Genomic DNA, 23331 nt, shown 5'->3' with positions numbered 1-23331 from the left:
CCCGGCGCACCCACGTTCTTAGTTTTCATTGCGAGAAAGGACGCCAGACATGGCGAAGCTCAGCACCGACGAGCTGCTCGACGCGTTCAAGGAGATGACGCTGATCGAGCTCTCCGAGTTCGTGAAGCAGTTCGAGGAGACCTTCGAGGTCACCGCCGCCGCTCCGGTCGCCATGGCCGGCCCGGCCGGTCCGGGTGCCCCGGCCGCCGAGGCCGAGCCGGAGAAGGACGAGTTCGACGTCATCCTCGACGCCGACGGTGGCAAGAAGATCCAGGTCATCAAGGTCGTGCGCGAGCTGACCGGCCTGGGCCTCAAGGAGGCCAAGGACCTGGTCGAGGCCGCTCCGAAGGCCGTCCTGGAGAAGGCCAACAAGGAGACCGCCGAGAAGGCCAAGGCCAAGCTCGAGGGCGAGGGCGCCAAGGTCACCCTCAAGTGACCTTGCTCCACCTGACGCGCGTCCGGCTCACGTGAGCCGGGGCACATCGCGTCGCGGCGGGCGGTGATCCGGGAGACCGGGTCACCGCCCGCCGTGTTGGTGCCACCCGACGGCGAACGGCGTGAGCAGGGCGTACAGCGTCCTCTCATCGGCCGGTCAGCGACGTCTGTCGGTAGCCCGTCGGTGGGAAAGACACCCCGAGCGGTAACCGGCCCTTGACGCGGCACCGGCCTGCCAGGCACGCTGAACATCAGCAAGACCTTCCGCGCTTGCAACGGCCGCCTCTCGGGTAAGGGCAACGGCAGCACCGCCGCCGCGGCTCCCGAGCGGACCGGCAGGAGCGTCGCGTTCCGAGCGGCCCGGTCGACCCGGTTTTCCGAGGTCCCAGGGCATGTTCCGCGACGACCTGCGGGGTGGGCTGGACAGCGGTTAGCCTCTCGGCTACACTGCTAGTTTGCGCTGCCTTCCGACTTGACCCCTGCTCGGAAATGTCCGATTGTGGATATTTCTGGTGGGGTCATTGGAGTGCACGCGTACCAGCCGTTCTGCAGCACCGGTCCTCGGAAGGACGCATCTTGGCAGCTTCCCGCCCTGCGAAGACCAGTCGTACGTCGAGCGCATTCGCGCCCCGCCGAGTTTCTTTCGGTCGGATCACCGAACACCTCGAGGTCCCCAACCTCCTCGCCATCCAGAACGAGTCCTTCGACTGGCTCGTCGGCAACGAGGCTTGGCAGGGCCGGTCGGCGGACGACCCGCACGCACGCTCGGGTCTCGCGGAGATCCTCGACGAGATCAGTCCCATTGAGGACTTCTCCGGCACCATGTCGCTCTCCTTCTCGGCTCCGCGCTTCGACGAGGTCAAGGCCTCGATCGAGGAGTGCAAGGAGAAGGACCTGACCTACTGCGCGCCGCTGTTCGTGACCGCGGAGTTCACCAACAACACCACTGGCGAGATCAAGAGCCAGACGGTGTTCATGGGTGACTTCCCGATGATGACGCCGAAGGGCACCTTCATCATCAACGGCACCGAGCGCGTCGTGGTCAGCCAGCTCGTCCGCTCGCCGGGCGTGTACTTCGACAAGCAGCCGGACAAGACCTCCGACCGCGACCTCTCCAGCGTCAAGGTCATCCCGAGCCGGGGTGCCTGGCTGGAGTTCGACATCGACAAGCGCGACACGGTCGGCGTTCGCATCGACCGCAAGCGCCGCCAGGCCGTCACCGTCCTGCTCAAGGCCATCGGGTGGTCCGCCGAGCGCATCCGTGAGAAGTTCGGCTGGTCCGAGCTCATGATGACCACGCTCGAGAAGGACCACATCGCCGGCCAGGACGAGGCCCTGCTCGACATCTACCGGAAGCTCCGCCCTGGCGAGCCGCCGACCCGTGAGAACGCCCAGACCCTGCTCGACAACCTCTTCTTCAACCCGAAGCGGTACGACGTCGCCAAGGTCGGGCGCTACAAGTTCAACAAGAAGCTCGAGCTGGACGTGCCGATCACCACCGGCACGCTCACCGAGGACGACATCGTCGCCACCGTGGAATACCTCTGCCGGCTGCACGCCGGTGAGGAGGGCTACGAGGCCGACGACATCGACCACTTCGGCAACCGTCGCCTGCGTACCGTGGGCGAGCTGATCCAGAACCAGGTCCGGGTGGGTCTCTCCCGGATGGAGCGGGTCGTCCGCGAGCGGATGACCACCCAGGACGTCGAGGCGATCACGCCGCAGACCCTGATCAACATCCGCCCGGTGGTGGCGGCGATCAAGGAGTTCTTCGGTACGTCGCAGCTGTCCCAGTTCATGGACCAGACCAACCCGCTGGCGGGCCTGACCCACCGGCGCCGGCTGAGCGCGCTCGGCCCGGGTGGTCTGTCCCGCGAGCGGGCCGGCTTCGAGGTCCGCGACGTGCACCCGTCCCACTACGGCCGGATGTGCCCGATCGAGACGCCGGAAGGCCCGAACATCGGCCTGATCGGCGCGCTGTCCACGTTCGCCCGGGTCAACCCGTTCGGCTTCATCGAGACGCCGTACCGGAAGGTCATCGACGGCCGGGTCACCGACCAGATCGACTACCTGACCGCGGACGAGGAGGACCGGTTCGTCAAGGCGCAGGCGAACGCCCCGCTTAAGTCGGACGGCACCTTCGCCGAGGACCGCGTCCTGGTCCGCCGTAAGGGCGGCGAGACCGAGGACGTCGCGCCGGGCGCCGTGGACTACATGGACGTGTCGCCGCGGCAGATGACCTCGGTCGCCACCGCGATGATCCCGTTCCTGGAGCACGACGACGCCAACCGCGCGCTCATGGGCGCGAACATGCAGCGTCAGGCGGTGCCGCTGGTCAAGGCCGAGGCCCCGCTGGTCGGTACGGGCATGGAGTACCGCGCCGCGGTCGACGCCGGTGACGTCGTCGTCGCCGAGGTCGGCGGTGTGGTCGAGGACCTGTGCGCGGACTACATCACCGTCCACCAGGACGACGGCCACCGCCGGACGTACCTGCTGCACAAGTTCCGCCGCTCCAACGCCGGCTCCTGCGTCAACCAGAAGCCGGTCGTCTTCGAGGGCGACCGCGTCGAGGCCGGTCAGGTCATCGCCGACGGTCCGTGCACCGACGAGGGCGAGATGGCGCTCGGACGCAACCTGCTGGTGGCGTTCATGTGCTGGGAGGGCCACAACTACGAGGACGCGATCATCCTGTCGCAGCGCCTCGTGCAGCAGGACGTGCTCACCTCGATCCACATCGAGGAGCACGAGGTCGACGCCCGGGACACCAAGCTCGGCCCGGAGGAGATCACCCGCGACATCCCGAACGTCAGCGAGGAGATGCTCGCGGACCTCGACGAGCGCGGCATCATCCGGATCGGCGCCGAGGTCGTCCCCGGCGACATCCTGGTCGGCAAGGTCACCCCGAAGGGTGAGACCGAGCTGACCCCCGAGGAGCGGCTGCTCCGCGCGATCTTCGGCGAGAAGGCGCGCGAGGTCCGGGACACCTCGCTGAAGGTGCCGCACGGCGAGACCGGCACGGTCATCGGTGTGCGTACCTTCTCCCGCGAGGACGGCGACGAGCTGCCGCCGGGCGTGAACGAGCTGGTCCGGGTCTACGTGGCCCAGAAGCGCAAGATCCAGGACGGTGACAAGCTCGCGGGCCGCCACGGCAACAAGGGCGTCATCTCCAAGATCCTGCCGATCGAGGACATGCCGTTCCTGGAGGACGGGACCCCGGTCGACATCGTGCTGAACCCGCTCGGTGTGCCGTCCCGGATGAACATCGGCCAGGTCCTGGAGACCCACCTCGGGTGGGTGGCCAAGACCGGCTGGAGCGTGGACGGCGACGACGCCGAGTGGAAGCGCCAGCTCCGCTCGATCAACGCGCACGAGTCCGAGCCGGACACCAACGTGGCCACTCCGGTCTTCGACGGTGCCCGCGAGGAGGAGATCTCCGGTCTGCTGGCGTCGACCCGGCCCAACCGGGACGGCAACCAGCTCATCGGGGGCAGCGGCAAGGCGCAGCTGTTCGACGGTCGTTCCGGCGAGCCGCTGCCCGACCCGATCGCGGTCGGCTACGTCTACATCCTGAAGCTCAACCACCTGGTCGACGACAAGATCCACGCCCGGTCGACCGGCCCGTACTCGATGATCACGCAGCAGCCGCTGGGTGGTAAGGCGCAGTTCGGTGGCCAGCGCTTCGGTGAGATGGAGTGCTGGGCCATGCAGGCGTACGGCGCCGCCTACGCCCTGCAGGAGCTGCTGACCATCAAGTCCGACGACGTCCTGGGCCGGGTCAAGGTCTACGAGGCGATCGTCAAGGGCGAGAACATCCCCGAGCCGGGCATCCCGGAGTCGTTCAAGGTGCTGCTCAAGGAGCTGCAGTCGCTGTGCCTCAACGTCGAGGTGCTCTCCAGCGACGGTGTGGCCCTGGAGATGCGCGAGACCGACGACGAGGTGTTCCGGGCGGCGGAGGAGCTGGGCATCGACCTGTCCCGGCGCGAGCCGAGCTCGGTCGAAGAGGTCTGAGGTGGTGATCCGGGGCAGGGTGACCCTGCCCCGGATCCCACTCGTTAGCTAGCAGTACAGACGACGACATAGGGGACATAGTGCTCGACGTCAACTTCTTCGACGAGCTGCGCATCGGCCTCGCCACCGCTGACGACATCCGTCAGTGGTCCCACGGCGAGGTCAAGAAGCCCGAGACCATCAACTACCGCACCCTCAAGCCGGAGAAGGACGGGCTCTTCTGCGAGAAGATCTTCGGTCCGCAGCGGGACTGGGAGTGCTACTGCGGTAAGTACAAGCGGGTCCGCTTCAAGGGCATCATCTGCGAGCGCTGCGGCGTCGAGGTGACCCGCTCCAAGGTTCGCCGGGAGCGGATGGGTCACATCGAGCTGGCCGCTCCGGTGACCCACATCTGGTACTTCAAGGGCGTGCCGAGCCGGCTGGGCTACCTGCTGGACCTCGCCCCCAAGGACCTCGAGAAGATCATCTACTTCGCCTCGTACGTCGTGACGAGCGTGGACGCCGAAGCGCGTCACCGCGACCTCTCGACCATCGAGAACGAGATCCTGGCCGAGAAGCGGCAGGCCGAGAACAGCCGCGACTCGGAGATCGAGAAGCGGGCCGCCAAGCTGGAGGCCGACCTGGCCGAGCTGGAGGCCGAGGGCGCGAAGGCGGACGTCCGGCGCAAGGTCAAGGAGGGCGGAGAGCGCGAGATGCGCCAGATCCGCGACCGGGCCCAGCGCGAGATCGACCGCCTCGACGAGGTCCTCGACACCTTCCGCAAGCTGGAGCCGAAGCAGCTGGTCACCGACGAGCTGCTCTACCGCGAGCTGCGCGACCGCTTCGGTGAGTACTTCACCGGCAGCATGGGCGCCGAGGCGATCAAGGCCCTGGTCCAGAACATGGACCTGGAGGCCGAGGCGGAGAACCTGCGCGAGACCATCCGCTCCGGCAAGGGCCAGCGGAAGATCCGGGCGCTCAAGCGGCTCAAGGTCGTCGCGGCGTTCCAGAACACCCGCAACTCGCCGCTCGGCATGGTGCTGGACTGCGTCCCGGTCATCCCGCCGGACCTGCGCCCGATGGTGCAGCTCGACGGTGGCCGCTTCGCGACCTCCGACCTGAACGACCTGTACCGGCGTGTGATCAACCGGAACAACCGCCTCAAGCGGCTGATCGACCTCGGCGCGCCCGAGATCATCGTCAACAACGAGAAGCGGATGCTCCAGGAGGCCGTCGACGCGCTGTTCGACAACGGCCGTCGTGGTCGTCCGGTCACCGGCCCGGGTAACCGGCCGCTGAAGTCGCTGTCCGACATGCTCAAGGGCAAGCAGGGCCGGTTCCGCCAGAACCTGCTGGGCAAGCGCGTCGACTACTCCGGCCGTTCGGTCATCGTGGTCGGCCCGAAGCTCAAGCTGCACCAGTGCGGCCTGCCCAAGCAGATGGCGCTGGAGCTGTTCAAGCCGTTCGTGATGAAGCGGCTGGTCGACCTCAACCACGCGCAGAACATCAAGTCCGCCAAGCGGATGGTCGAGCGGCAGCGGCCGGTCGTGTGGGACGTGCTGGAAGAGGTCATCGGCGAGCACCCGGTGCTGCTGAACCGCGCGCCGACCCTGCACCGTCTGGGCATCCAGGCCTTCGAGCCGCAGCTGGTCGAGGGCAAGGCCATCCAGATCCACCCGCTGGTCTGCACCGCGTTCAACGCCGACTTCGACGGTGACCAGATGGCGGTCCACGTGCCGCTGTCCGCCGAGGCCCAGGCCGAGGCGCGGATCCTGATGCTGTCGTCGAACAACATCCTCAAGCCGGCCGACGGCAAGCCGGTCACCATGCCCACCCAGGACATGGTCATCGGTCTCTACCACCTGACCCACCTCACTGCGGGTGGCAAGGGCGAGGGCCGGGCGTTCAGCTCGGACGCCGAGGCGCGGATGGCGTACGACAACGGCGAGCTGCACCTGCAGGCTCCGGTCCGGATCCGGCTGCGCGACGTGGTCGGTGTGGACAACGGCGCCGGCGCCGAGCCGTGGACCGCCCCCGAGGGGTGGACCGAGGGCGAGCCGGTGACCGTGGAGACCACGCTGGGCCGGGTCCTGTTCAACGAGACGCTGCCCCCGGGCTACCGCTTCGTGAACTACGAGATCCGCAAGGGCCAGCTCTCCGCGATCGTCAACGACCTCGCCGAGCGCTTCCCGAAGGTGGCCCTGGCGGCCACCCTGGACGGGCTCAAGGAGGCCGGTTTCCACTGGGCCACCTGGTCCGGCGTCACCATCGGCATGGAGGACGTCATCGCTCCGCCGCGCAAGCGGGAGATCCTGGAGCGGTACGAGAAGGAAGCCGACCGGATCGACAAGCAGTACCAGCGCGGTCTGATGACCGCCGAGGAGCGCCGCGGCGAGCTCATCGAGATCTGGACCAAGGCGACGAACGAGGTCGCCAAGGAGATGGACACCGCGCTGCCGCAGGAGAACCCGCTGTGGAAGATGATCAACTCGGGTGCCCGCGGTAACCTGCTCCAGCTCCGGCAGATCGCGGCGATCCGTGGTCTGGTGGCCAACCCGAAGGGCGAGATCATCCCGCGGCCGATCAAGGCCAGCTACCGGGAGGGTCTGTCCGTGCTGGAGTACTTCATCTCCACGCACGGTGCCCGTAAGGGTCTCGCGGACACCGCCCTGCGTACCGCCGACTCGGGTTACCTGACCCGGCGTCTGGTGGACGTCTCGCAGGACGTCATCATCCGCGAGGAGGACTGCGGCACCGACCGTGCCATCCCGATGCAGATCGGTGAGCGCATCGACGGCAAGCTGGTCGTGCACGAGCACGCCGAGACCAGCGTGCACGCCCGGACGCTCGCCGACGACATCAAGGGCCCGGACGGCACCGTGGTGGCCCACCGCGGCCAGGACATCAACTCCATCGGGGTCGACGCGATCGTCGCCGCCGGCGTGGAGACGGTGCGGGTGCGCAGCGTGCTCACCTGCGAGTCGAAGCTGGGCGTCTGCGGTGCGTGCTACGGCCGCTCGCTGCCGACCGGCAAGACCGTGGACGTCGGCGAGGCGGTCGGCATCATCGCCGCCCAGTCGATCGGTGAGCCGGGTACGCAGCTGACGATGCGTACCTTCCACACCGGTGGTGTCGCGGGTGAGGACATCACCCAGGGTCTGCCCCGTGTCCAGGAGATCTTCGAGGCCCGGGTGCCGAAGGGTAAGGCGCCCATCGCCGACACCCCGGGTCGCATCCGGATCGAGGACGGCGAGCGGTCCCGCAAGATCGTGGTCATCCCGGACGACGGCAGCGACGAGATCGTCTACGACAAGATCTCGAAGCGGGTGCGGCTCCGGGCGCACGACGGCGACCACGTCGAGGTCGGCGAGAAGCTCACCGAGGGCACCATCGACCCGCACGAGCTGCTGCGCATCCTCGGCCCGCGCGCGGTCCAGGTCCACCTGACCCAGGAGGTCCAGGAGGTCTACCGCTCGCAGGGTGTGCTCATCCACGACAAGCACATCGAGATCATCATCCGCCAGATGCTCAAGCGGGTGACGGTGATCGACTCCGGCTCGACCGAGTTCCTGCCGGGTGTGCTGGTCGACCGGGCGCTGTTCGAGTCGGAGAACCGCCGGCTCGTCGGCGAGGGTGGCGAGCCCGCCGCCGGTCGCCCGGTGCTGATGGGTATCACCAAGGCCTCGCTGGCCACTGACTCCTGGCTGTCGGCGGCCTCCTTCCAGGAGACCACCCGGGTGCTGACGGACGCGGCGATCCACGCCCGCAGCGACTCGCTGATCGGCCTCAAGGAGAACGTGATCATCGGTAAGCTCATCCCGGCCGGTACGGGCATCAGCAAGTACCGCAACGTCCGGGTCGAGCCGACCGAGGAGGCGAAGGCCAAGGTCTACTCGATGACCGGCTACCCGGAGACCGACTACGGCTTCGGGCCGGCCAGCGGCCAGGCGGTTCCGCTGGACGACTTCGACTTCGGGTCGTACCGCTAAGCAGTAGGCAACGACGAGGCCCCCGGCATCCGCCGGGGGCCTCGTCGCGTCCGGAGTGCCGGGACCGGTGGACCGGATCCGGGGCATGATGGAGGCATGACGACCGTGCCCGGGCAGGCGCCCGTCGTGCCGCACGCGTACCGCCATCCGCACGATCCGGAACCGGTCCGCTCCACGAAGGCCCGCGCCGTCTTCGCGCTCGGGCTGATCGGCGCGCTCACCGGCTTCTTCATCGGCGGGGCGGTGCCGGCCACCATCGCGCTCGTGCTCGCCCGGCAGGCCCGCCGGGAGGCGTACGCGTCGGGTGGTTATCTCACCGGCGCGGACTGGCTGCGGCGCGGCGAGCAGATGGCGCGGACCGGTCTGGTGCTGACCGCCGCCGCGGTGGTCGCGGCGGTGGTGATCGGTGTGGTCCGGGCCGCGGACGCGTCGTTCGGCCACGACTTCGCGCCGAACTTCGACTGACCCGGTGGGGGAGCGGGCCCGCGCCCGCCCGCCCCGCAATGATCGGCGACGGTAGCCTGGCCGGTGTCCGCCGCGCGGCGGGCGTGTGGACAGGAGGACCCCGTGACGGAACCGGCCGCGCCGGGAGGCGACCCGACCCGCCCCGGGCCGTACCCGCCGGGTCCCGCGTCCGCGCCGGCGCACGGGCCGTACCCGGGGGGTCCACCGGCGCACGGGCCGGCGTTCGGGGCGTACCCGGGGAGTCCGCCGGCGCACGGCGGCGGGTGGCCGGCGCCGGGGAGCGCGCACGGCCACGGTGGCTGGGGCCCGCACGGCGGGCCGGCGCTTCCGCCCCCGCCGGCCGAGACGCCGCGGCCGCCGAAGCGGGTCGACGCGGTGCCGGGTACGCCGTTCGGCGTGGTCCACCTCGACGTGCCGCCGGTCACCTCGGGCCTGGCGATCGGGTCGCTCGTCGCAGGTATCGCCGCGATCGGGGTGTCGCTGCTGGTGTTGTGCTTCGGCCTGGCCGGCCGCAACGTCGGCGGCGCCTGGGCGGCGGGCGCGTTCACCGTGCTGGGCGGGCTGATCGGCGTCGGCGCGATGGTGGCCGGGCTGCTCGCCCGGCGGCAGATCCGGCGGCCGGCGCCGCCGCCGTCGGTGCGCTTCACCGGCGCCGGCCTGGCCGTGGCGGGGATCTCCTGCGGGGCGGCGGGCCTGCTGTTCGGCCTGATCGGGCTCGCGCTGGCCCTGGTGGTGCAGATCACGTGACGCCGCGTCTGCGACGCCTGCGGCCGGTGACCTGCCTTGTGCGGTATGTCCGGGTGCCCGAAGGCCGGGCGGTGCCGGGGCCGCCGGGTCGCGCGGCGGACGAGCCGGTACACTTGTCACTGTAGGTGCCCATCACCGGCGCATCGGCGACCCGGAGACCGGGCGGCGGACCGCACAGCGGTCCTTCCCGACCCATCCGTTTTGACCGGCGCGGCTGTGGTAGGTACTCTTTCCCCTTGTGCCCGGGCCCGCCCGGGCAATGCGTGCGTGCGCTGGAACCGGTCAGCCGGTGATCGCGCGGTCGCACCACCAAGACCAGAAGATCCGGTACGACGCGTCAGCGGCCGGCACCGGAACCGTGACTCGGGCGACACGCCCGACCGCGGGTGCTGGGGAGCCGTCAGGCGGCCCTGGTTGGAATGTAGGAGAGCCGCCCACCCGGACGGCTGGAGCAGACGGCGCGGTCGCCTCGCAGCGGCCGAAGGGAGCGGAGAAACCCGGTGCCCACCATTCAGCAGTTGGTCCGAAAGGGCCGTCAGGCCAAGACGACCAAGACCAAGACCCCGGCGCTCAAGGGGTCTCCCCAGCGGCGCGGCGTGTGCACCCGTGTGTACACCACCACCCCGAAGAAGCCGAACTCGGCGCTGCGCAAGGTCGCTCGTGTCAAGCTCAGCAGCCAGATCGAGGTGACCGCCTACATCCCGGGCGTCGGCCACAACCTCCAGGAGCACTCGATCGTGCTCGTGCGCGGCGGTCGTGTGAAGGACCTCCCGGGCGTGCGGTACAAGATCGTGCGCGGTTCGCTGGACACCCAGGGTGTCCGCAACCGCAAGCAGGCTCGCAGCCGCTACGGCGCGAAGAAGGAGAAGAGCTGACATGCCGCGTAAGGGACCCGCTCCGCGGAAGCCGCTGGTCGCTGACCCGGTGTACAACTCGCCCCTGGTCACCCAGCTGGTGAACAAGATCCTGCTGCGCGGCAAGCGTCAGCTCGCCGAGCGCATCGTGTACGCCGCCCTGGAGGGCTGCCGCGAGAAGTCCGGCACCGACCCCGTCGTCACGCTCAAGCGCGCGATGGACAACGTCAAGCCGACCCTCGAGGTGCGCAGCCGCCGTGTCGGTGGCGCCACCTACCAGGTTCCGGTCGAGGTCCGGCCGTCCCGCGCGACCACGCTCGGTCTGCGCTGGCTGGTGACCTACTCCCGGGCGCGGCGCGAGAAGACCATGGTCGAGCGGCTGATGAACGAGCTGCTGGACGCGAGCAACGGCCTCGGCGCCGCCGTCAAGCGGCGTGAGGACACGCACAAGATGGCCGAGTCCAACAAGGCCTTCGCGCACTACCGCTGGTAACACCTGAGGTTCCGGCGCCCACCCGGCGCCGGAACCGCCACCAGTTGTGTCGAGACGACGATAAGTAGGGATTGAAGTGGCCGCCGCAGACGCGCTCGCCAACGTACGCAACATCGGCATCATGGCCCACATCGATGCCGGTAAGACCACTACCACCGAGCGAATCCTGTTCTACACCGGCATCACGTACAAGATCGGTGAGGTCCACGAGGGCGCCGCCGTCATGGACTGGATGGAGCAGGAGCAGGAGCGCGGTATCACCATCACTTCCGCCGCCACCAAGTGCGAGTGGAAGGGCCACACGATCCAGATCATCGACACGCCCGGCCACGTCGACTTCACGGTCGAGGTCGAGCGGTCGCTGCGTGTTCTGGACGGTGCGGTCGCGGTCTACGACGGCGTGGCCGGCGTGGAGCCCCAGACGGAGAACGTCTGGCGGCAGGCGGACAAGTACAACGTCCCCCGGATGTGCTTCGTCAACAAGCTCGACCGGACCGGCGCCGACTTCTTCCGCTGCGTGCAGATGATGATCGACCGGCTCAACGCCACCCCGCTGGTCCTCCAGATCCCGATCGGTGCCGAGTCCGACTTCATCGGCGTGGTCGACCTGGTCGAGATGCGTGCGCTGACCTGGCGCGGCGAGACCCAGAAGGGTGAGGACTACGCGGTCGAGGAGATCCCGGCCGACCTCGCCGACTCCGCCGCGGAGTGGCGCGAGAAGCTGATGGAGACCCTCGCCGACGTCGACGACTCGGTGATGGAGAAGTACCTCGAGGGCGAGGAGATCTCGGTCGACGAGATCAAGGCCGCCATCCGCCGGTCCACCATCGCCGGCAAGGCCAACCCGGTCCTCACCGGTACCGCCTTCAAGAACAAGGGCATCCAGCCGATGCTGGACGCGGTCGTCGCGTACCTGCCCTCGCCGCTGGACATCCCGGCGATCGAGGGTACGGCCACCGACGGCGAGACCCCGCTGCAGCGGAAGCCCTCGGTCTCCGAGCCGTTCTCCGGCCTGGCCTTCAAGATCCAGACCGACAAGCACCTCGGCAAGCTGACGTACGTCCGGATCTACTCCGGCACGCTCGAGTCCGGTTCTCAGGTGATCAACTCCACCAAGGACCGCAAGGAGCGGATCGGCAAGATCTACCAGATGCACGCCAACAAGCGGGAGGAGCGCAGCTCCGCCCAGGCCGGCGACATCATCGCGGTGCAGGGTCTGAAGCAGACCACCACCGGTGACACCCTGTGCGACCCGGCGAACCCGGTCATCCTGGAGTCGATGACCTTCCCGGAGCCGGTCATCGAGGTGGCCATCGAGCCGAAGACCAAGGCCGACCAGGAGAAGCTCAGCACCGCCATCCAGCGGCTGGCCGAGGAGGACCCGACCTTCCGCGTCAAGCTGGACGACCAGACCGGTCAGACGGTCATCTCCGGCATGGGCGAGCTGCACCTGGACATCCTGGTCGACCGGATGCGCCGCGAGTTCAACGTCGAGGCGAACATCGGTAAGCCGCAGGTGGCGTACCGCGAGACCATCCGCCGCAAGGTGGAGAAGGTCGAGTACACCCACAAGAAGCAGACCGGTGGTTCCGGCCAGTACGCCCGCGTGATCATCAGCGTGGAGCCGCTGCCGCTGGGCAACGACGCCCCGACGTACGAGTTCGCCAACGCGGTGACCGGTGGCCGCATCCCCCGGGAGTTCATCCCCTCGGTGGACGCGGGCGCGCAGGACGCCATGCAGTACGGCATCCTCGCCGGCTTCCCCCTGGTGGGCGTCAAGCTCACCCTGGTGGACGGCCAGTACCACGAGGTCGACTCGTCGGAGATGGCGTTCAAGATCGCCGGCTCGATGGCGATGAAGGAGGCGGCCCGCAAGGCCGACCCCGCTCTCCTCGAGCCGATGATGGCCGTTGAGGTCACCACTCCTGAGGAGAACATGGGTGACGTCATCGGCGACCTCAACTCCCGGCGTGGCATCATCCAGGCGATGGAGGAGCGCAGCGGCGCTCGCGTCGTCCGGGCTCTGGTGCCGCTGTCGGAGATGTTCGGCTACGTCGGCGACCTGCGGTCGAAGACCCAGGGCCGGGCTAGCTACAGCATGCAGTTCGACTCCTACGCCGAGGTTCCGGCCTCGGTGGCCAAGGAGATCATCGCCAAGTCGACGGGTGAGTGACACTCACCCTCGGCTGATCCGATGACGCGAGGGCGGTCGCGGGAGGGTTCTCCCGCCCGCGGCCACCTCGATCGGGTTGCGTGAGACCGGGCCTGTAGGCTTCATCGCCGCAGAACCCACAAAAGCTCTCCGGCCTTCCGGCCGGAAAGGCTGTCGACAGAGTCCTAAGCGCCGAACGGCGCGCCGGGGCGAACGAACCAAGAAAGTCCACAGGAGGACACCAGTGGCGAAGGCGAAGTTCGAGCGGACTAAGCCGCACGTCAACATCGGCACCATTGGTCACATCGACCACGGTAAGACGACGCTGACGGCGGCCATCACCAAGGTCCTGCACGACCAGTACCCGGACCTGAACCCGTACACGCCGTTCGACGAGATCGACAAGGCGCCGGAGGAGAAGGCCCGCGGCATCACGATCTCCATCGCGCACGTCGAGTACCAGACCGAGGCGCGTCACTACGCGCACGTCGACTGCCCCGGTCACGCCGACTACATCAAGAACATGATCACCGGTGCCGCGCAGATGGACGGCGCGATCCTGGTGGTGGCGGCGACCGACGGCCCGATGCCGCAGACCCGCGAGCACGTGCTGCTGGCCCGTCAGGTCGGTGTGCCGTACATCGTCGTGGCGCTCAACAAGAGCGACATGGTCGACGACGAGGAGCTCCTGGAGCTCGTCGAGCTCGAGGTCCGTGAGCTGCTCTCCTCGCAGGAGTACCCGGGTGACGACCTGCCGGTCGTCCGGGTCTCGGCGCTGAAGGCCCTCGAGGGTGACCCGGAGTGGACCGGGAAGCTCCTGGACCTGATGAACGCCGTGGACACCGCGATCCCGCAGCCGGAGCGCGAGACCGAGAAGCCGTTCCTCATGCCCATCGAGGACGTCTTCACGATCACCGGTCGCGGCACCGTGGTCACCGGTCGCGCCGAGCGCGGCATCCTCAAGCCGAACGAGGAGGTGGAGATCGTCGGCATCCGTGAGAAGTCGATGAAGACCACCTGCACCGGCATCGAGATGTTCCGCAAGCTGCTCGACGAGGCCCGCGCGGGTGAAAACGTCGGTCTGCTGCTGCGCGGCATCAAGCGCGAGGACGTCGAGCGCGGCATGGTCGTCATCAAGCCGGGCACCACGACCCCGCACACGGAGTTCGAGGCGACGGTCTACATCCTCTCCAAGGAGGAGGGCGGCCGGCACACCCCGTTCTTCCAGAACTACCGCCCGCAGTTCTACTTCCGGACCACGGACGTCACCGGCGTCGTCACGCTGCCCGAGGGCACCGAGATGGTCATGCCGGGCGACAACACCTCGATGACGGTGAAGCTGATCCAGCCCATCGCCATGGAGGAGAACCTGAAGTTCGCGATCCGCGAGGGTGGTCGTACGGTCGGCGCGGGTCGCGTCACCAAGATCATCAAGTGAGCTGGGTAACCCCGATTAGCGTCGCCGCCGGTCGTGCGGCATACTAGTCAGGTTGCGTAACGACGGTCAGTCGCCTGCGTCCGGTTGAGGCTGGACCTCCGGGAGTCAGACTGTCTCGCGTAGGGTGGTTGATCGCCATCGGCGGTCAACCACCCTCGCGCGGCGTTCAGGTCGCGGTCCCCGCGATCGGCGCCATGACCCACCGCGTGGTCAGAGAATCGCTCCGGAGTCCCGGGGCGGAGCCTGGCCCACGGGCGCGACACGCCCGACCGCGGGGGTCGGCGGAAGTGGGCCTGTGCCAGCCGGTACAGGCGCCCGCAACACAGCGGCATCGAGAGAAGGAACAGAAGCCACCATGGCGGGACAGAAGATCCGCATCCGGCTCAAGGCCTATGACCACGAGGTCGTCGACTCCTCGGCTCGGAAGATCGTCGAGACGGTGACGCGTACCGGGGCGCAGGTCGCTGGCCCGGTGCCGCTGCCCACGGAGATCAACCGTTTCTGCGTCATCCGCTCGCCGCACAAGTACAAGGACTCGCGCGAGCACTTCGAGATGCGTACGCACAAGCGTCTGATCGACATCATCGACCCGACCCCGAAGACGGTCGACTCGCTCATGCGCCTCGACCTGCCGGCTGGCGTCGACATCGAGATCAAGCTGTAGGGACCGGACAAATGGACAGGCAAGTCAAGGGGATCCTGGGCGCCAAGCTCGGCATGACCCAGGTCTGGGACAACAACAAGGTTGTGCCCGTGACCGTGGTTCAGGCCGGCCCGTGCGTCGTGAGCCAGGTTCGTAGCGCCGACAAGGACGGCTACTCCGCGGTCCAGCTGGCGTACGGGGTCATCGACCCGCGCAAGGTCAAGAAGCCGGTCGCCGGCCACTACGCCAAGGCGGACGTCGCGCCGCGCCGGCACATCGTCGAGCTGCGCACCTCCGACGCCGCGGACTACGCGCCGGGCCAGGAGGTCACGGTCGAGGAGTTCCCGGCCGGCGTCGTGATCGACGTGACCGGCAAGACCAAGGGCAAGGGCTACGCCGGCCCGATGAAGCGGCACGGCTTCCACGGTCTGCGTGCCAGCCACGGTGTCGAGCGCAAGCACCGCTCGCCCGGCTCGATCGGCGCCTGCGCGACCCCGGGTCGCGTCTTCAAGGGCACCCGGATGGCGGGCCGGATGGGTGGCGTGCGCTACACCGTCCAGAACCTGACCGTCCAGGCGGTCGACACCGAGAACAACCTCCTGCTCGTCCGCGGCGCCATCCCCGGCCCGAAGGGCGCGCTGGTCCTGGTCCGCACTGCGGCCAAGGCGAAGGTGAAGAAGGGCGGTGCGGCCAAGTGACCACCGTTGACGTCATCAACGTCGAAGGCGCCAAGAGCGGCTCCGTCGAGCTGCCGGCCGACATCTTCGACGCGCAGGCCAACATCGCCCTGATGCACCAGGTCGTGGTGGCCCAGCTCGCGGCGGCCCGTCAGGGTACGCACAAGACGAAGACCCGCGGCGAGGTCTCCGGTGGAGGCAGGAAGCCGTACAAGCAGAAGGGCACCGGTCGTGCCCGCCAGGGCTCGACCCGCGCGCCGCAGTTCGCCGGCGGTGGCGTGGTCCACGGCCCGGTGCCGCGCGACTACAGCCAGCGCACCCCGAAGAAGATGAAGGCCGCCGCCCTGCGTGGCGCCCTCTCCGACCGGGCCCGCGCCGGCCAGGTGCACGTCGTCGAGGCGTTCGTCTCCGGCGAGAAGCCGTCCACCAAGGCGGCCCTGGCCACGCTGACCAAGCTGACCCAGGCCCGTCGGGTCCTGGTCGTGCTGAGCAGCACCGACGAGCTGAACTGGGTGTCGCTGCGGAACCTGCGCAACGCGCGGGACAGCCGGGTGCACCTGATCGAGGCCGGCCAGCTCAACACCTACGACGTGCTGGTGGCCGACGACGTGGTCTTCACCAAGGAGGCCCTGGACGAGTTCCTGGGCGTTCCCGCCGAGACCACCGAGGAGGATGGCAAGTGAGCACGATCGCCGATCCGCGTGACGTCATCGTCGCGCCGGTCGTCTCGGAGAAGAGCTACAGCGAGCTGAACCGCAACTGGTACACCTTCCTGGTGCACCCGGACGCCAACAAGACCGAGATCAAGATCGCTATCCAGCAGATCTTCAACGTCCGCGTCCTGACGGTCAACACGCTCAACCGCGAGGGCAAGCGCAAGCGGACCCGTACCGGGTTCGGCAAGCGCAAGGACACCAAGCGCGCGATGGTGAAGCTGGCTGACGGTGACCGTATCGAGGCCTTCGGCGGCCCGGTCAGCTGAGGGGTGTAGACAATGGCTATCCGTAAGTACAAGCCGACGACGCCGGGCCGGCGTGGCTCGAGCGTTGCCGACTTCGCCGAGATCACCCGGTCGACGCCCGAGAAGTCGCTGCTGGCTCCGCTGCCGAAGAAGGGCGGACGCAACGCCCACGGCCGGATCACCACGCGGCACCACGGTGGCGGCCACAAGCGCCAGTACCGTCTGATCGACTTCAAGCGGGTCGACAAGGACGGCGTGCCGGCGAAGGTCGCCCACATCGAGTACGACCCGAACCGCACCGCGCGCATCGCGCTGCTGCACTACGCCGACGGCGAGAAGCGCTACATCATCGCGCCGAAGGACCTGAAGCAGGGCGACCGCGTCGAGTCCGGTCCGGGCGCCGACATCAAGCCGGGCAACAACCTGCCGCTGCGCAACATTCCGGTCGGTACCACCATCCACAACGTGGAGCTGCGTCCGGGTGGCGGCGCCAAGCTGGCCCGCTCGGCCGGCGTCGGCATCCAGCTGCTCGGCCGTGAGGGCGCGTACGCGACCCTGCGTATGCCGTCCGGTGAGATCCGGCGTGTGGACGTGCGCTGCCGCGCCAGCATCGGCGAGATCGGCAACGCCGACCAGTCGAACATCAACTGGGGTAAGGCCGGCCGTATGCGGTGGAAGGGCAAGCGCCCGACCGTCCGTGGTGTCGCGATGAACCCGGTCGACCACCCGCACGGTGGTGGTGAGGGTAAGACCTCCGGTGGTCGCCACCCGGTCAACCCGCAGGGTAAGCCCGAGGGCCGCACCCGTCGTAAGGGCCAGCCGAGCGACCGGCTGATCGTCCGCCGCCGCTACGCCACGCGTAAGCGCGGCTGAGGGAGATAAGACATGCCTCGCAGCCTGAAGAAGGGCCCGTTCGTCGACGACCACCTGCTCAAGAAGGTGGAGACGCAGAACGACAAGGGCTCGAAGAACGTCATCAAGACCTGGTCGCGCCGCTCGACGATCATCCCGGAGATGCTGGGTCACACGATCGCCGTGCACGACGGACGTAAGCACGTCCCGGTCTTCGTGACCGAGGCCATGGTCGGGCACAAGCTCGGCGAGTTCGCGCTGACCCGCACGTTCAAGGGTCACGAGAAGGACGACCGGAAGAGCCGCCGGCGCTGACGCCGCGGGCATACGGATAGAGGAACAAGGGGTTACAGCGATGCCAGGAAAGGGCGACGCTCCGGTGCTTCCGGGCGCGCGGGCGGTTGCGCGGCACGTGCGCATCTCGCCGATGAAGGCGCGCCGGGTGGTCAACCTCGTCCGCGGCCTGCCCGCGAAGGAGGCGCTCACGGTGCTGCAGTTCGCGCCGCAGGCTGCGAGCGAGCAGGTGTACAAGGTGCTCGCGAGCGCGATCGCCAACGCGGAGAACAACGAGCGGCTGGACCCCGACGCGCTGCTCGTCAGCGAGGCGTTCGTCGACGAGGGCCCGACCATGAAGCGGTTCCGGCCGCGGGCGCAGGGCCGGGCGTACCGGATCCGCAAGCGCACGTGCCACATCACCGTGGCGGTCGAGGCGGTCGCGGCGGCCACGCCGAAGAAGTCGGCGAAGAAGGCCGCTCCGGCCAAGCCGGCCGCTGAGGAGCAGAGCACGACGGAGGGTGCCGAGTAATGGGTCAGAAGGTTCACCCGACCGGGTTCCGGCTCGGCATCTCGACCGACTGGAAGTCCCGCTGGTTCGCGGACAAGCTCTACAAGGACTACATCGGCGAGGACGTCAAGATCCGCCGCATGATGTCCAAGGGTCTCGAGCGCGCCGGCATCTCCAAGGTCGACATCGAGCGCACCCGTGACCGGGTCCGCGTCGACATCCACACCGCCCGGCCGGGCATCGTCATCGGCCGTAAGGGTGCGGAGGCCGACCGGATCCGCGGCGAGCTGGAGAAGCTCACCGGCAAGCAGGTCCAGCTGAACATCATCGAGGTGAAGAACCCCGAGTCGGACGCGCAGCTGGTCGCCCAGGGCGTCGCCGAGCAGCTGTCCAGCCGGGTCAGCTTCCGTCGGGCCATGCGCAAGGCGATGCAGTCCGCCATGAAGAACCCCGCCTGCAAGGGCATCCGGGTTCAGGTCTCGGGCCGTCTGGGCGGTGCCGAGATGAGCCGGACCGAGTTCTACCGCGAGGGCCGGGTTCCGCTGCACACGCTGCGGGCCAACATCGAGTACGGCTTCTTCGAGGCCCGTACCACCTTCGGCCGGATCGGCGTGAAGGTCTGGATCTACAAGGGCGACGCCGTCCCGGGCCGCGAGGCCCCGGCCGAGGCTGCCCCGTCGCGCGGCCCGCGCCGTGACCGTGGCGACCGGCCGGACCGGCCGCGCCGTGGCCGCTCGGGCTCGTCCGGTACGACCGCCGGTGGCACCGAGGCCGGCCGGGCTGCCGCGACCACCATCGCGCAGCAGGCGGAGACGCCGGCCGGCGACCCGGTCGACAGCAGCGCTGTCGCCGCAGCCGCCTCGGCTCCGGTCGGTAACCAGCCGGCAGAACAGCAGCAGGAGGGCTGACAGATGCTGATGCCGCGCAAGCCCCCGAAGGGCTTCCGCAAGCCGCACCACCCGGACCGCAGTGGCGCGTCCAAGGGTGGTAACCGGGTGGTGTTCGGCGAGTTCGGGATCCAGGCTCTCGAGCCGGCGTACGTGACCAACCGCCAGATCGAGTCGGCGCGTATCGCGATGACCCGCCACATCAAGCGTGGCGGCAAGGTCTGGATCACGATCTTCCCGGACCAGGCCCTCACCAAGAAGCCGGCCGAGACCCGGATGGGTTCCGGTAAGGGTTCGCCCGAGTGGTGGGTCGCCAACGTGAAGCCGGGGCGGGTTCTCTTCGAGATGTCCTTCCCCAACGAGCAGATCGCGCGAGAGGCGATGCGTCGCGCGATCCACAAGCTCCCGATGAAGTGCCGCATTGTTACGCGCGAAGTGGGTGAATCCTGATGGCAGCGGGCGTCAAGCCCTCCGAGCTGCGTGAGCTCTCCGAGGAGGAGCTGGTCACGAAGTTGCGCGAGGCGAAGGCGGAGCTGTTCAACCTCCGCGTGCAGGCCGCAACCGGGCAGCTGGACAACAACCGGCGGCTGCAGGTCATCCGTCGGGAGATCGCCCGGATCTACACGATCATGCGTGAGCGTGAGCTGGGTCTCTCGGCCGCGCCGACTGAGGTGACTGCATCATGAGTGAGAACACCACCGCCCCCGCGCGGTCCCGCCGCAAGGTCCGCGAGGGCCTCGTGGTCAGCGACAAGATGGACAAGACCGTCGTGGTCGAGGTCGAGGACCGCGTCAAGCACGCGCTGTACGGCAAGATCATGCGCCGTACGCGCAAGCTGAAGGTGCACGACGAGCAGAACTCGGCCGGCATCGGCGACCGGGTCCTGATCATGGAGACCCGGCCGCTGTCCGCCACCAAGCGCTGGCGGCTCGTGGAGATCCTCGAGAAGGCCAAGTAGCGAAGGCTCGAGCTCGGCCGGGTCTCGGTCGGGCGCAGGTTCCGCCAGGCTCCGGCCGCCCCGAGCGGCCGGAGAACCGGCAGACATAGGAGATAGACGTGATTCAGCAGGAGTCGCGACTGCGCGTCGCCGACAACACGGGTGCCCGGGAGATCCTGTGCATCCGGGTGCTCGGCGGCTCCGGTCGGCGCTACGCGAGCATCGGCGACGTCATCGTGGCGACCGTCAAGGACGCGATCCCCGGTGCCGGTGTGAAGAAGGGCGACGTCGTCAAGGCCGTCGTCGTTCGGACCGCCAAGGAGAAGCGGCGGCCGGACGGGTCGTACATCCGCTTCGACGAGAACGCCGCCGTCATCATCAAGGACGGTGGGGACCCGCGCGGTACCCGTATCTTCGGCCCGGTGGGCCGGGAGCTGCGGGACAAGCGGTTCATGAAGATCATCTCTCTCGCGCCGGAGGTGTTGTGACCGTGAAGGTCAAGAAGGGCGACACGGTCGTCGTCATCGCCGGCAAGGACAAGGGTGCCAAGGGCAAGGTCATCGCGGCCTACCCGCGGCAGGACAAGGTCCTGGTCGAGGGCGTGAACCGGGTCAAGAAGCACACCCGTATCAGCACCACCCAGCGTGGCGCCAAGACCGGTGGCATCGTCACCCAGGAGGCCCCGATCCACGTCTCGAACGTGATGGTCCTGGACTCCGACGGCAAGCCGACCCGCGTCGGCTACCGGATCGACGACAACGGCCAGAAGGTCCGCATCGCGCGTAGCACCGGTAAGGACCTCTGATGACCACGGCTACCGAAACCAAGACCCTGCCGCGCCTCAAGGAGCGGTACCGCAACGAGGTGGTGGCCGAGCTGCAGAAGCAGTTCGAGTTCGCCAACCCGATGCAGGTGCCGCGGCTGGTCAAGATCGTCGTCAACATGGGTGTCGGCGAGGCCGCTCGCGACGCCAAGCTGATCGACGGGGCCGTCCGCGACCTGGCCACCATCACCGGCCAGAAGCCGCAGGTCCGGCGGGCCACGAAGTCCATCGCGCAGTTCAAGCTCCGCGAGGGCATGCCGATCGGCGCGAAGGTCACCCTGCGCGGCGACCGGATGTGGGAGTTCCTGGACCGGCTGCTCTCGATCGCGCTGCCGCGTATCCGTGACTTCCGCGGCCTGGACGGGCGCAAGCTCGACGGGCACGGCAACTACACGTTCGGCCTGACCGAGCAGTCGGTGTTCCACGAGATCGACCAGGACAAGATCGATCGCCAGCGGGGCATGGACATCACGGTGGTCACGACCGCCACGACCGACGACGAGGGCCGGGCGCTGCTCAAGCTCCTGGGCTTCCCGTTCAAGGAGAACTGAGATGGCCAAGAAGGCGCTGATCCTCAAGGCGGCCGCGAAGCCGAAGTTCTCGGTTCGCGCGTACACCCGCTGCCAGCGGTGCGGGCGTCCGAAGGCGGTCTACCGCAAGTTCGGTCTCTGCCGGGTGTGCATCCGGGAGATGGCCCACCGCGGTGAGCTGCCCGGCGTGTCCAAGGCTTCCTGGTAATAGCCCGGCGCGCTCCGGCGCGTCAGCTGAACTGTCTCTTCGCCGTAGGCCCCGGGCCTGGCCCGGGGAACCCCGGCGAGAAAGGTTGACGAGTTTTCATGACGATGACCGACCCGATCGCAGACATGCTCACGCGTCTGCGTAACGCCAACCAGGCGTACCACGACCGGGTGACGATGCCCTACTCGAAGATCAAGGCGAACATCGCCGAGGTCCTCAAGGCCGAGGGTTACATCGCCACCTGGTCGGTCGAGGAGCCCGAGGAGGGCGCCGTCGGCAAGCGACTGGTCGTCGAGCTGAAGTACGGCCAGAACCGCGAGCGGAGCCTGGCCGGCATCAAGCGCGTGTCCAAGCCCGGTCTCCGGGTGTACGCCAAGTCGGACGGGCTCCCGCGGGTGCTCGGCGGGCTGGGCGTGGCGATCATTTCGACGTCCCAGGGGCTGCTCACCGACCGGCAGGCCCGCAAGCGGAGCGTTGGCGGGGAAGTCCTCGCCTTCGTCTGGTAACGGGAGACAGGTAGAAATGTCGCGTATTGGACGTAAGTCGATCCCGGTGCCTGCCGGCGTCGACATCACGATCGACGGCCGGACCGTCAAGGTCAAGGGCCCCAAGGGCGAACTGAGCCACGTGCTGGCCGAGCCGATCACGGCGGAGCGGGGCGAGGACGGCGAGCTGCACGTCAACCGGCCCAACGACGAGCGCAAGGCCAAGGAGCTGCACGGCCTGAGCCGTACGCTGGTGGCCAACATGATCGTCGGTGTCACCGAGGGCTACCGCAAGAGCCTGGAGATCGCCGGTACCGGTTACCGCGTGACCGCCAAGGGCAAGGACCTGGAGTTCGCGCTCGGGTTCTCGCACCCGGTCCTGGTGCCGGCGCCGGAGGGCATCACCTTCACGGTCGAGAAGCCGACGCTGTTCCACGTGGCCGGCATCGACAAGCAGCAGGTCGGCGAGGTCGCCGCCAACATCCGGAAGATCCGTCCGCCGGAGCCCTACAAGGGCAAGGGCGTGAAGTACCAGGGCGAGGTCATCCGCCGCAAGGCTGGAAAGGCAGGTAAGAAGTGAGCGCCACGCTGCTCAAGCGCCGCCGCGGCGTCGCCGCCAAGCGTGCCGTCGGGCGTGCGCGTCGGCACTTCCGGGTCCGCAAGAACGTCAGCGGCACCGCCGAGCGTCCCCGCCTGGTCGTCACCCGCTCCCTGCGCCACGTGGTGGCCCAGGTCGTGGACGACACCAAGGGTCACACCCTGGCGTCGGCCTCGACCATGGACGCCTCGCTGCGCGGCGCCGAGGGCGACAAGAGCGCCCTGGCCGGCAAGGTCGGCGCCCTGCTCGCCGAGCGCGCCAAGGCCGCCGGCGTCTCGAAGGTCGTCTTCGACCGCGGTGGCAACCGGTACGCGGGGCGTGTCGCCGCGCTTGCCGACGCCGCCCGCGAAGCCGGGCTCGAGTTCTAGAAACCCCGTCACGAGAGA

The 23331-nt window shown here is 68.4% G+C and carries 27 protein-coding genes; all 27 read left to right on the top strand.

Annotated elements, in window-relative coordinates; genetic code table 11:
* Positions 1-49 precede the first annotated feature (49 nt).
* Entirely contained in the window at positions 50-436 is a 387-nt protein-coding gene (rplL, locus tag OC439_RS09575) for a 50S ribosomal protein L7/L12 (protein WP_018784545.1), read from the top strand.
* Between the two features lie 575 nt (positions 437-1011).
* On the top strand, positions 1012-4443 hold the full coding sequence (locus OC439_RS09570) for a DNA-directed RNA polymerase subunit beta (RefSeq protein WP_262013095.1): 3432 nt from the start codon (positions 1012-1014) through the stop codon (positions 4441-4443).
* A gap of 80 nt (positions 4444-4523) precedes the next feature.
* Positions 4524-8411, top strand: coding sequence for a DNA-directed RNA polymerase subunit beta' (locus tag OC439_RS09565; RefSeq protein WP_262013094.1), 3888 nt, complete (start codon positions 4524-4526; stop codon positions 8409-8411).
* Between the two features lie 96 nt (positions 8412-8507).
* Positions 8508-8876, top strand: a complete 369-nt coding sequence (locus OC439_RS09560; RefSeq protein ID WP_262013093.1) for a hypothetical protein — start codon at positions 8508-8510, stop codon at positions 8874-8876.
* Between the two features lie 375 nt (positions 8877-9251).
* The gene (locus OC439_RS09555; protein WP_194801541.1) at positions 9252-9623 is read left to right on the top strand and encodes a hypothetical protein; all 372 of its coding nucleotides are present in this window, start codon (positions 9252-9254) and stop codon (positions 9621-9623) included.
* A gap of 500 nt (positions 9624-10123) precedes the next feature.
* A complete protein-coding gene (rpsL, locus tag OC439_RS09550) occupies positions 10124-10498 on the top strand; it encodes a 30S ribosomal protein S12 (RefSeq protein WP_007465318.1) in 375 nt (124 codons plus the stop codon).
* 1 nt (position 10499) lies between these two features.
* Positions 10500-10970 carry a 30S ribosomal protein S7 gene (gene rpsG, locus OC439_RS09545; RefSeq protein WP_013288637.1) on the top strand — a complete coding sequence of 157 codons (471 nt, stop codon included), beginning with the start codon at positions 10500-10502 and terminating at the stop codon, positions 10968-10970.
* Positions 10971-11046: 76 nt separating this feature from the next.
* Positions 11047-13143, top strand: a complete 2097-nt coding sequence (fusA, locus tag OC439_RS09540) for an elongation factor G (RefSeq protein WP_262013092.1) — start codon at positions 11047-11049, stop codon at positions 13141-13143.
* Positions 13144-13366: 223 nt separating this feature from the next.
* Entirely contained in the window at positions 13367-14560 is a 1194-nt protein-coding gene (gene tuf, locus OC439_RS09535) for an elongation factor Tu (protein ID WP_013288635.1), read from the top strand.
* Between the two features lie 355 nt (positions 14561-14915).
* Positions 14916-15224 (top strand): 30S ribosomal protein S10, encoded by a 309-nt coding sequence (gene rpsJ / locus OC439_RS09530; protein ID WP_007073037.1) that lies wholly within the window; start codon positions 14916-14918, stop codon positions 15222-15224.
* 11 nt (positions 15225-15235) lie between these two features.
* Entirely contained in the window at positions 15236-15901 is a 666-nt protein-coding gene (gene rplC, locus OC439_RS09525) for a 50S ribosomal protein L3 (RefSeq protein WP_120573086.1), read from the top strand.
* Positions 15898-16563: a 50S ribosomal protein L4 gene (gene rplD, locus OC439_RS09520; RefSeq protein ID WP_047891644.1), complete on the top strand. Its 666-nt coding sequence runs from the start codon at positions 15898-15900 to the stop codon at positions 16561-16563. The genes rplC and rplD overlap by 4 nt, the downstream gene beginning before the upstream one ends.
* Positions 16560-16862 carry a 50S ribosomal protein L23 gene (gene rplW, locus OC439_RS09515; RefSeq protein WP_013288632.1) on the top strand — a complete coding sequence of 101 codons (303 nt, stop codon included), beginning with the start codon at positions 16560-16562 and terminating at the stop codon, positions 16860-16862. Before rplD ends, rplW begins: the two co-directional genes overlap by 4 nt.
* Positions 16863-16874: 12 nt before the next feature.
* The gene (rplB, locus tag OC439_RS09510; RefSeq protein WP_013288631.1) at positions 16875-17714 is read left to right on the top strand and encodes a 50S ribosomal protein L2; all 840 of its coding nucleotides are present in this window, start codon (positions 16875-16877) and stop codon (positions 17712-17714) included.
* A gap of 12 nt (positions 17715-17726) precedes the next feature.
* Positions 17727-18008, top strand: a complete 282-nt coding sequence (gene rpsS, locus OC439_RS09505; RefSeq protein WP_007073032.1) for a 30S ribosomal protein S19 — start codon at positions 17727-17729, stop codon at positions 18006-18008.
* 40 nt (positions 18009-18048) lie between these two features.
* Positions 18049-18498, top strand: a complete 450-nt coding sequence (gene rplV / locus OC439_RS09500; RefSeq protein ID WP_013288630.1) for a 50S ribosomal protein L22 — start codon at positions 18049-18051, stop codon at positions 18496-18498.
* The gene (gene rpsC / locus OC439_RS09495; protein WP_262013091.1) at positions 18498-19385 is read left to right on the top strand and encodes a 30S ribosomal protein S3; all 888 of its coding nucleotides are present in this window, start codon (positions 18498-18500) and stop codon (positions 19383-19385) included. Before rplV ends, rpsC begins: the two co-directional genes overlap by 1 nt.
* A 3-nt stretch (positions 19386-19388) precedes the next feature.
* The gene (gene rplP, locus OC439_RS09490; protein ID WP_007465292.1) at positions 19389-19814 is read left to right on the top strand and encodes a 50S ribosomal protein L16; all 426 of its coding nucleotides are present in this window, start codon (positions 19389-19391) and stop codon (positions 19812-19814) included.
* Complete coding sequence (gene rpmC, locus OC439_RS09485; protein WP_013288628.1) at positions 19814-20050, top strand: 50S ribosomal protein L29; 237 nt, start codon at positions 19814-19816, stop codon at positions 20048-20050. Before rplP ends, rpmC begins: the two co-directional genes overlap by 1 nt.
* Positions 20047-20322 carry a 30S ribosomal protein S17 gene (rpsQ, locus tag OC439_RS09480; RefSeq protein WP_128137051.1) on the top strand — a complete coding sequence of 92 codons (276 nt, stop codon included), beginning with the start codon at positions 20047-20049 and terminating at the stop codon, positions 20320-20322. Before rpmC ends, rpsQ begins: the two co-directional genes overlap by 4 nt.
* Before the next feature lie 98 nt (positions 20323-20420).
* On the top strand, positions 20421-20789 hold the full coding sequence (gene rplN / locus OC439_RS09475) for a 50S ribosomal protein L14 (protein WP_007073026.1): 369 nt from the start codon (positions 20421-20423) through the stop codon (positions 20787-20789).
* The gene (gene rplX / locus OC439_RS09470; protein ID WP_013288626.1) at positions 20786-21106 is read left to right on the top strand and encodes a 50S ribosomal protein L24; all 321 of its coding nucleotides are present in this window, start codon (positions 20786-20788) and stop codon (positions 21104-21106) included. Before rplN ends, rplX begins: the two co-directional genes overlap by 4 nt.
* Entirely contained in the window at positions 21106-21675 is a 570-nt protein-coding gene (rplE, locus tag OC439_RS09465; RefSeq protein ID WP_018784556.1) for a 50S ribosomal protein L5, read from the top strand. Before rplX ends, rplE begins: the two co-directional genes overlap by 1 nt.
* 1 nt (position 21676) lies before the next feature.
* Positions 21677-21862 (top strand): type Z 30S ribosomal protein S14, encoded by a 186-nt coding sequence (locus OC439_RS09460; protein ID WP_007073023.1) that lies wholly within the window; start codon positions 21677-21679, stop codon positions 21860-21862.
* 98 nt (positions 21863-21960) lie between these two features.
* Complete coding sequence (gene rpsH / locus OC439_RS09455) at positions 21961-22368, top strand: 30S ribosomal protein S8 (RefSeq protein WP_013288624.1); 408 nt, start codon at positions 21961-21963, stop codon at positions 22366-22368.
* Positions 22369-22384: 16 nt separating this feature from the next.
* Complete coding sequence (gene rplF / locus OC439_RS09450) at positions 22385-22927, top strand: 50S ribosomal protein L6 (protein WP_013288623.1); 543 nt, start codon at positions 22385-22387, stop codon at positions 22925-22927.
* Positions 22924-23313: a 50S ribosomal protein L18 gene (gene rplR / locus OC439_RS09445; protein ID WP_013288622.1), complete on the top strand. Its 390-nt coding sequence runs from the start codon at positions 22924-22926 to the stop codon at positions 23311-23313. The genes rplF and rplR overlap by 4 nt, the downstream gene beginning before the upstream one ends.
* Positions 23314-23331: the final 18 nt, after the last annotated feature.

This window comes from Micromonospora sp. Mcm103, assembly GCF_024519755.1.
Lineage (GTDB): Bacteria > Actinomycetota > Actinomycetes > Mycobacteriales > Micromonosporaceae > Micromonospora > Micromonospora aurantiaca.
The sequence above is the reverse complement of the archived record's forward strand: the minus strand, read 5'-3'. Positions and strand labels throughout refer to the sequence as shown.

What these genes read in the sequence shown, in the direction of transcription:
- OC439_RS09560 (WP_262013093.1), top strand. Translation starts at nt 8,508, where the DNA reads ATGACGACCGTGCCCGGGCAGGCGCCCGTCGTGCCGCACGCGTACCGC.
- rplV (WP_013288630.1), top strand. Translation starts at nt 18,049, where the DNA reads ATGCCAGGAAAGGGCGACGCTCCGGTGCTTCCGGGCGCGCGGGCGGTT.
- rplF (WP_013288623.1), top strand. Translation starts at nt 22,385, where the DNA reads ATGTCGCGTATTGGACGTAAGTCGATCCCGGTGCCTGCCGGCGTCGAC.
- rpsG (WP_013288637.1), top strand. Translation starts at nt 10,500, where the DNA reads ATGCCGCGTAAGGGACCCGCTCCGCGGAAGCCGCTGGTCGCTGACCCG.
- rpsQ (WP_128137051.1), top strand. Translation starts at nt 20,047, where the DNA reads ATGAGTGAGAACACCACCGCCCCCGCGCGGTCCCGCCGCAAGGTCCGC.
- rplE (WP_018784556.1), top strand. Translation starts at nt 21,106, where the DNA reads ATGACCACGGCTACCGAAACCAAGACCCTGCCGCGCCTCAAGGAGCGG.
- rplC (WP_120573086.1), top strand. Translation starts at nt 15,236, where the DNA reads ATGGACAGGCAAGTCAAGGGGATCCTGGGCGCCAAGCTCGGCATGACC.
- rpsJ (WP_007073037.1), top strand. Translation starts at nt 14,916, where the DNA reads ATGGCGGGACAGAAGATCCGCATCCGGCTCAAGGCCTATGACCACGAG.
- rplL (WP_018784545.1), top strand. Translation starts at nt 50, where the DNA reads ATGGCGAAGCTCAGCACCGACGAGCTGCTCGACGCGTTCAAGGAGATG.
- rpsC (WP_262013091.1), top strand. Translation starts at nt 18,498, where the DNA reads ATGGGTCAGAAGGTTCACCCGACCGGGTTCCGGCTCGGCATCTCGACC.
- OC439_RS09460 (WP_007073023.1), top strand. Translation starts at nt 21,677, where the DNA reads ATGGCCAAGAAGGCGCTGATCCTCAAGGCGGCCGCGAAGCCGAAGTTC.
- rplP (WP_007465292.1), top strand. Translation starts at nt 19,389, where the DNA reads ATGCTGATGCCGCGCAAGCCCCCGAAGGGCTTCCGCAAGCCGCACCAC.
- rplB (WP_013288631.1), top strand. Translation starts at nt 16,875, where the DNA reads ATGGCTATCCGTAAGTACAAGCCGACGACGCCGGGCCGGCGTGGCTCG.
- rpsS (WP_007073032.1), top strand. Translation starts at nt 17,727, where the DNA reads ATGCCTCGCAGCCTGAAGAAGGGCCCGTTCGTCGACGACCACCTGCTC.
- rpmC (WP_013288628.1), top strand. Translation starts at nt 19,814, where the DNA reads ATGGCAGCGGGCGTCAAGCCCTCCGAGCTGCGTGAGCTCTCCGAGGAG.
- rpsH (WP_013288624.1), top strand. Translation starts at nt 21,961, where the DNA reads ATGACGATGACCGACCCGATCGCAGACATGCTCACGCGTCTGCGTAAC.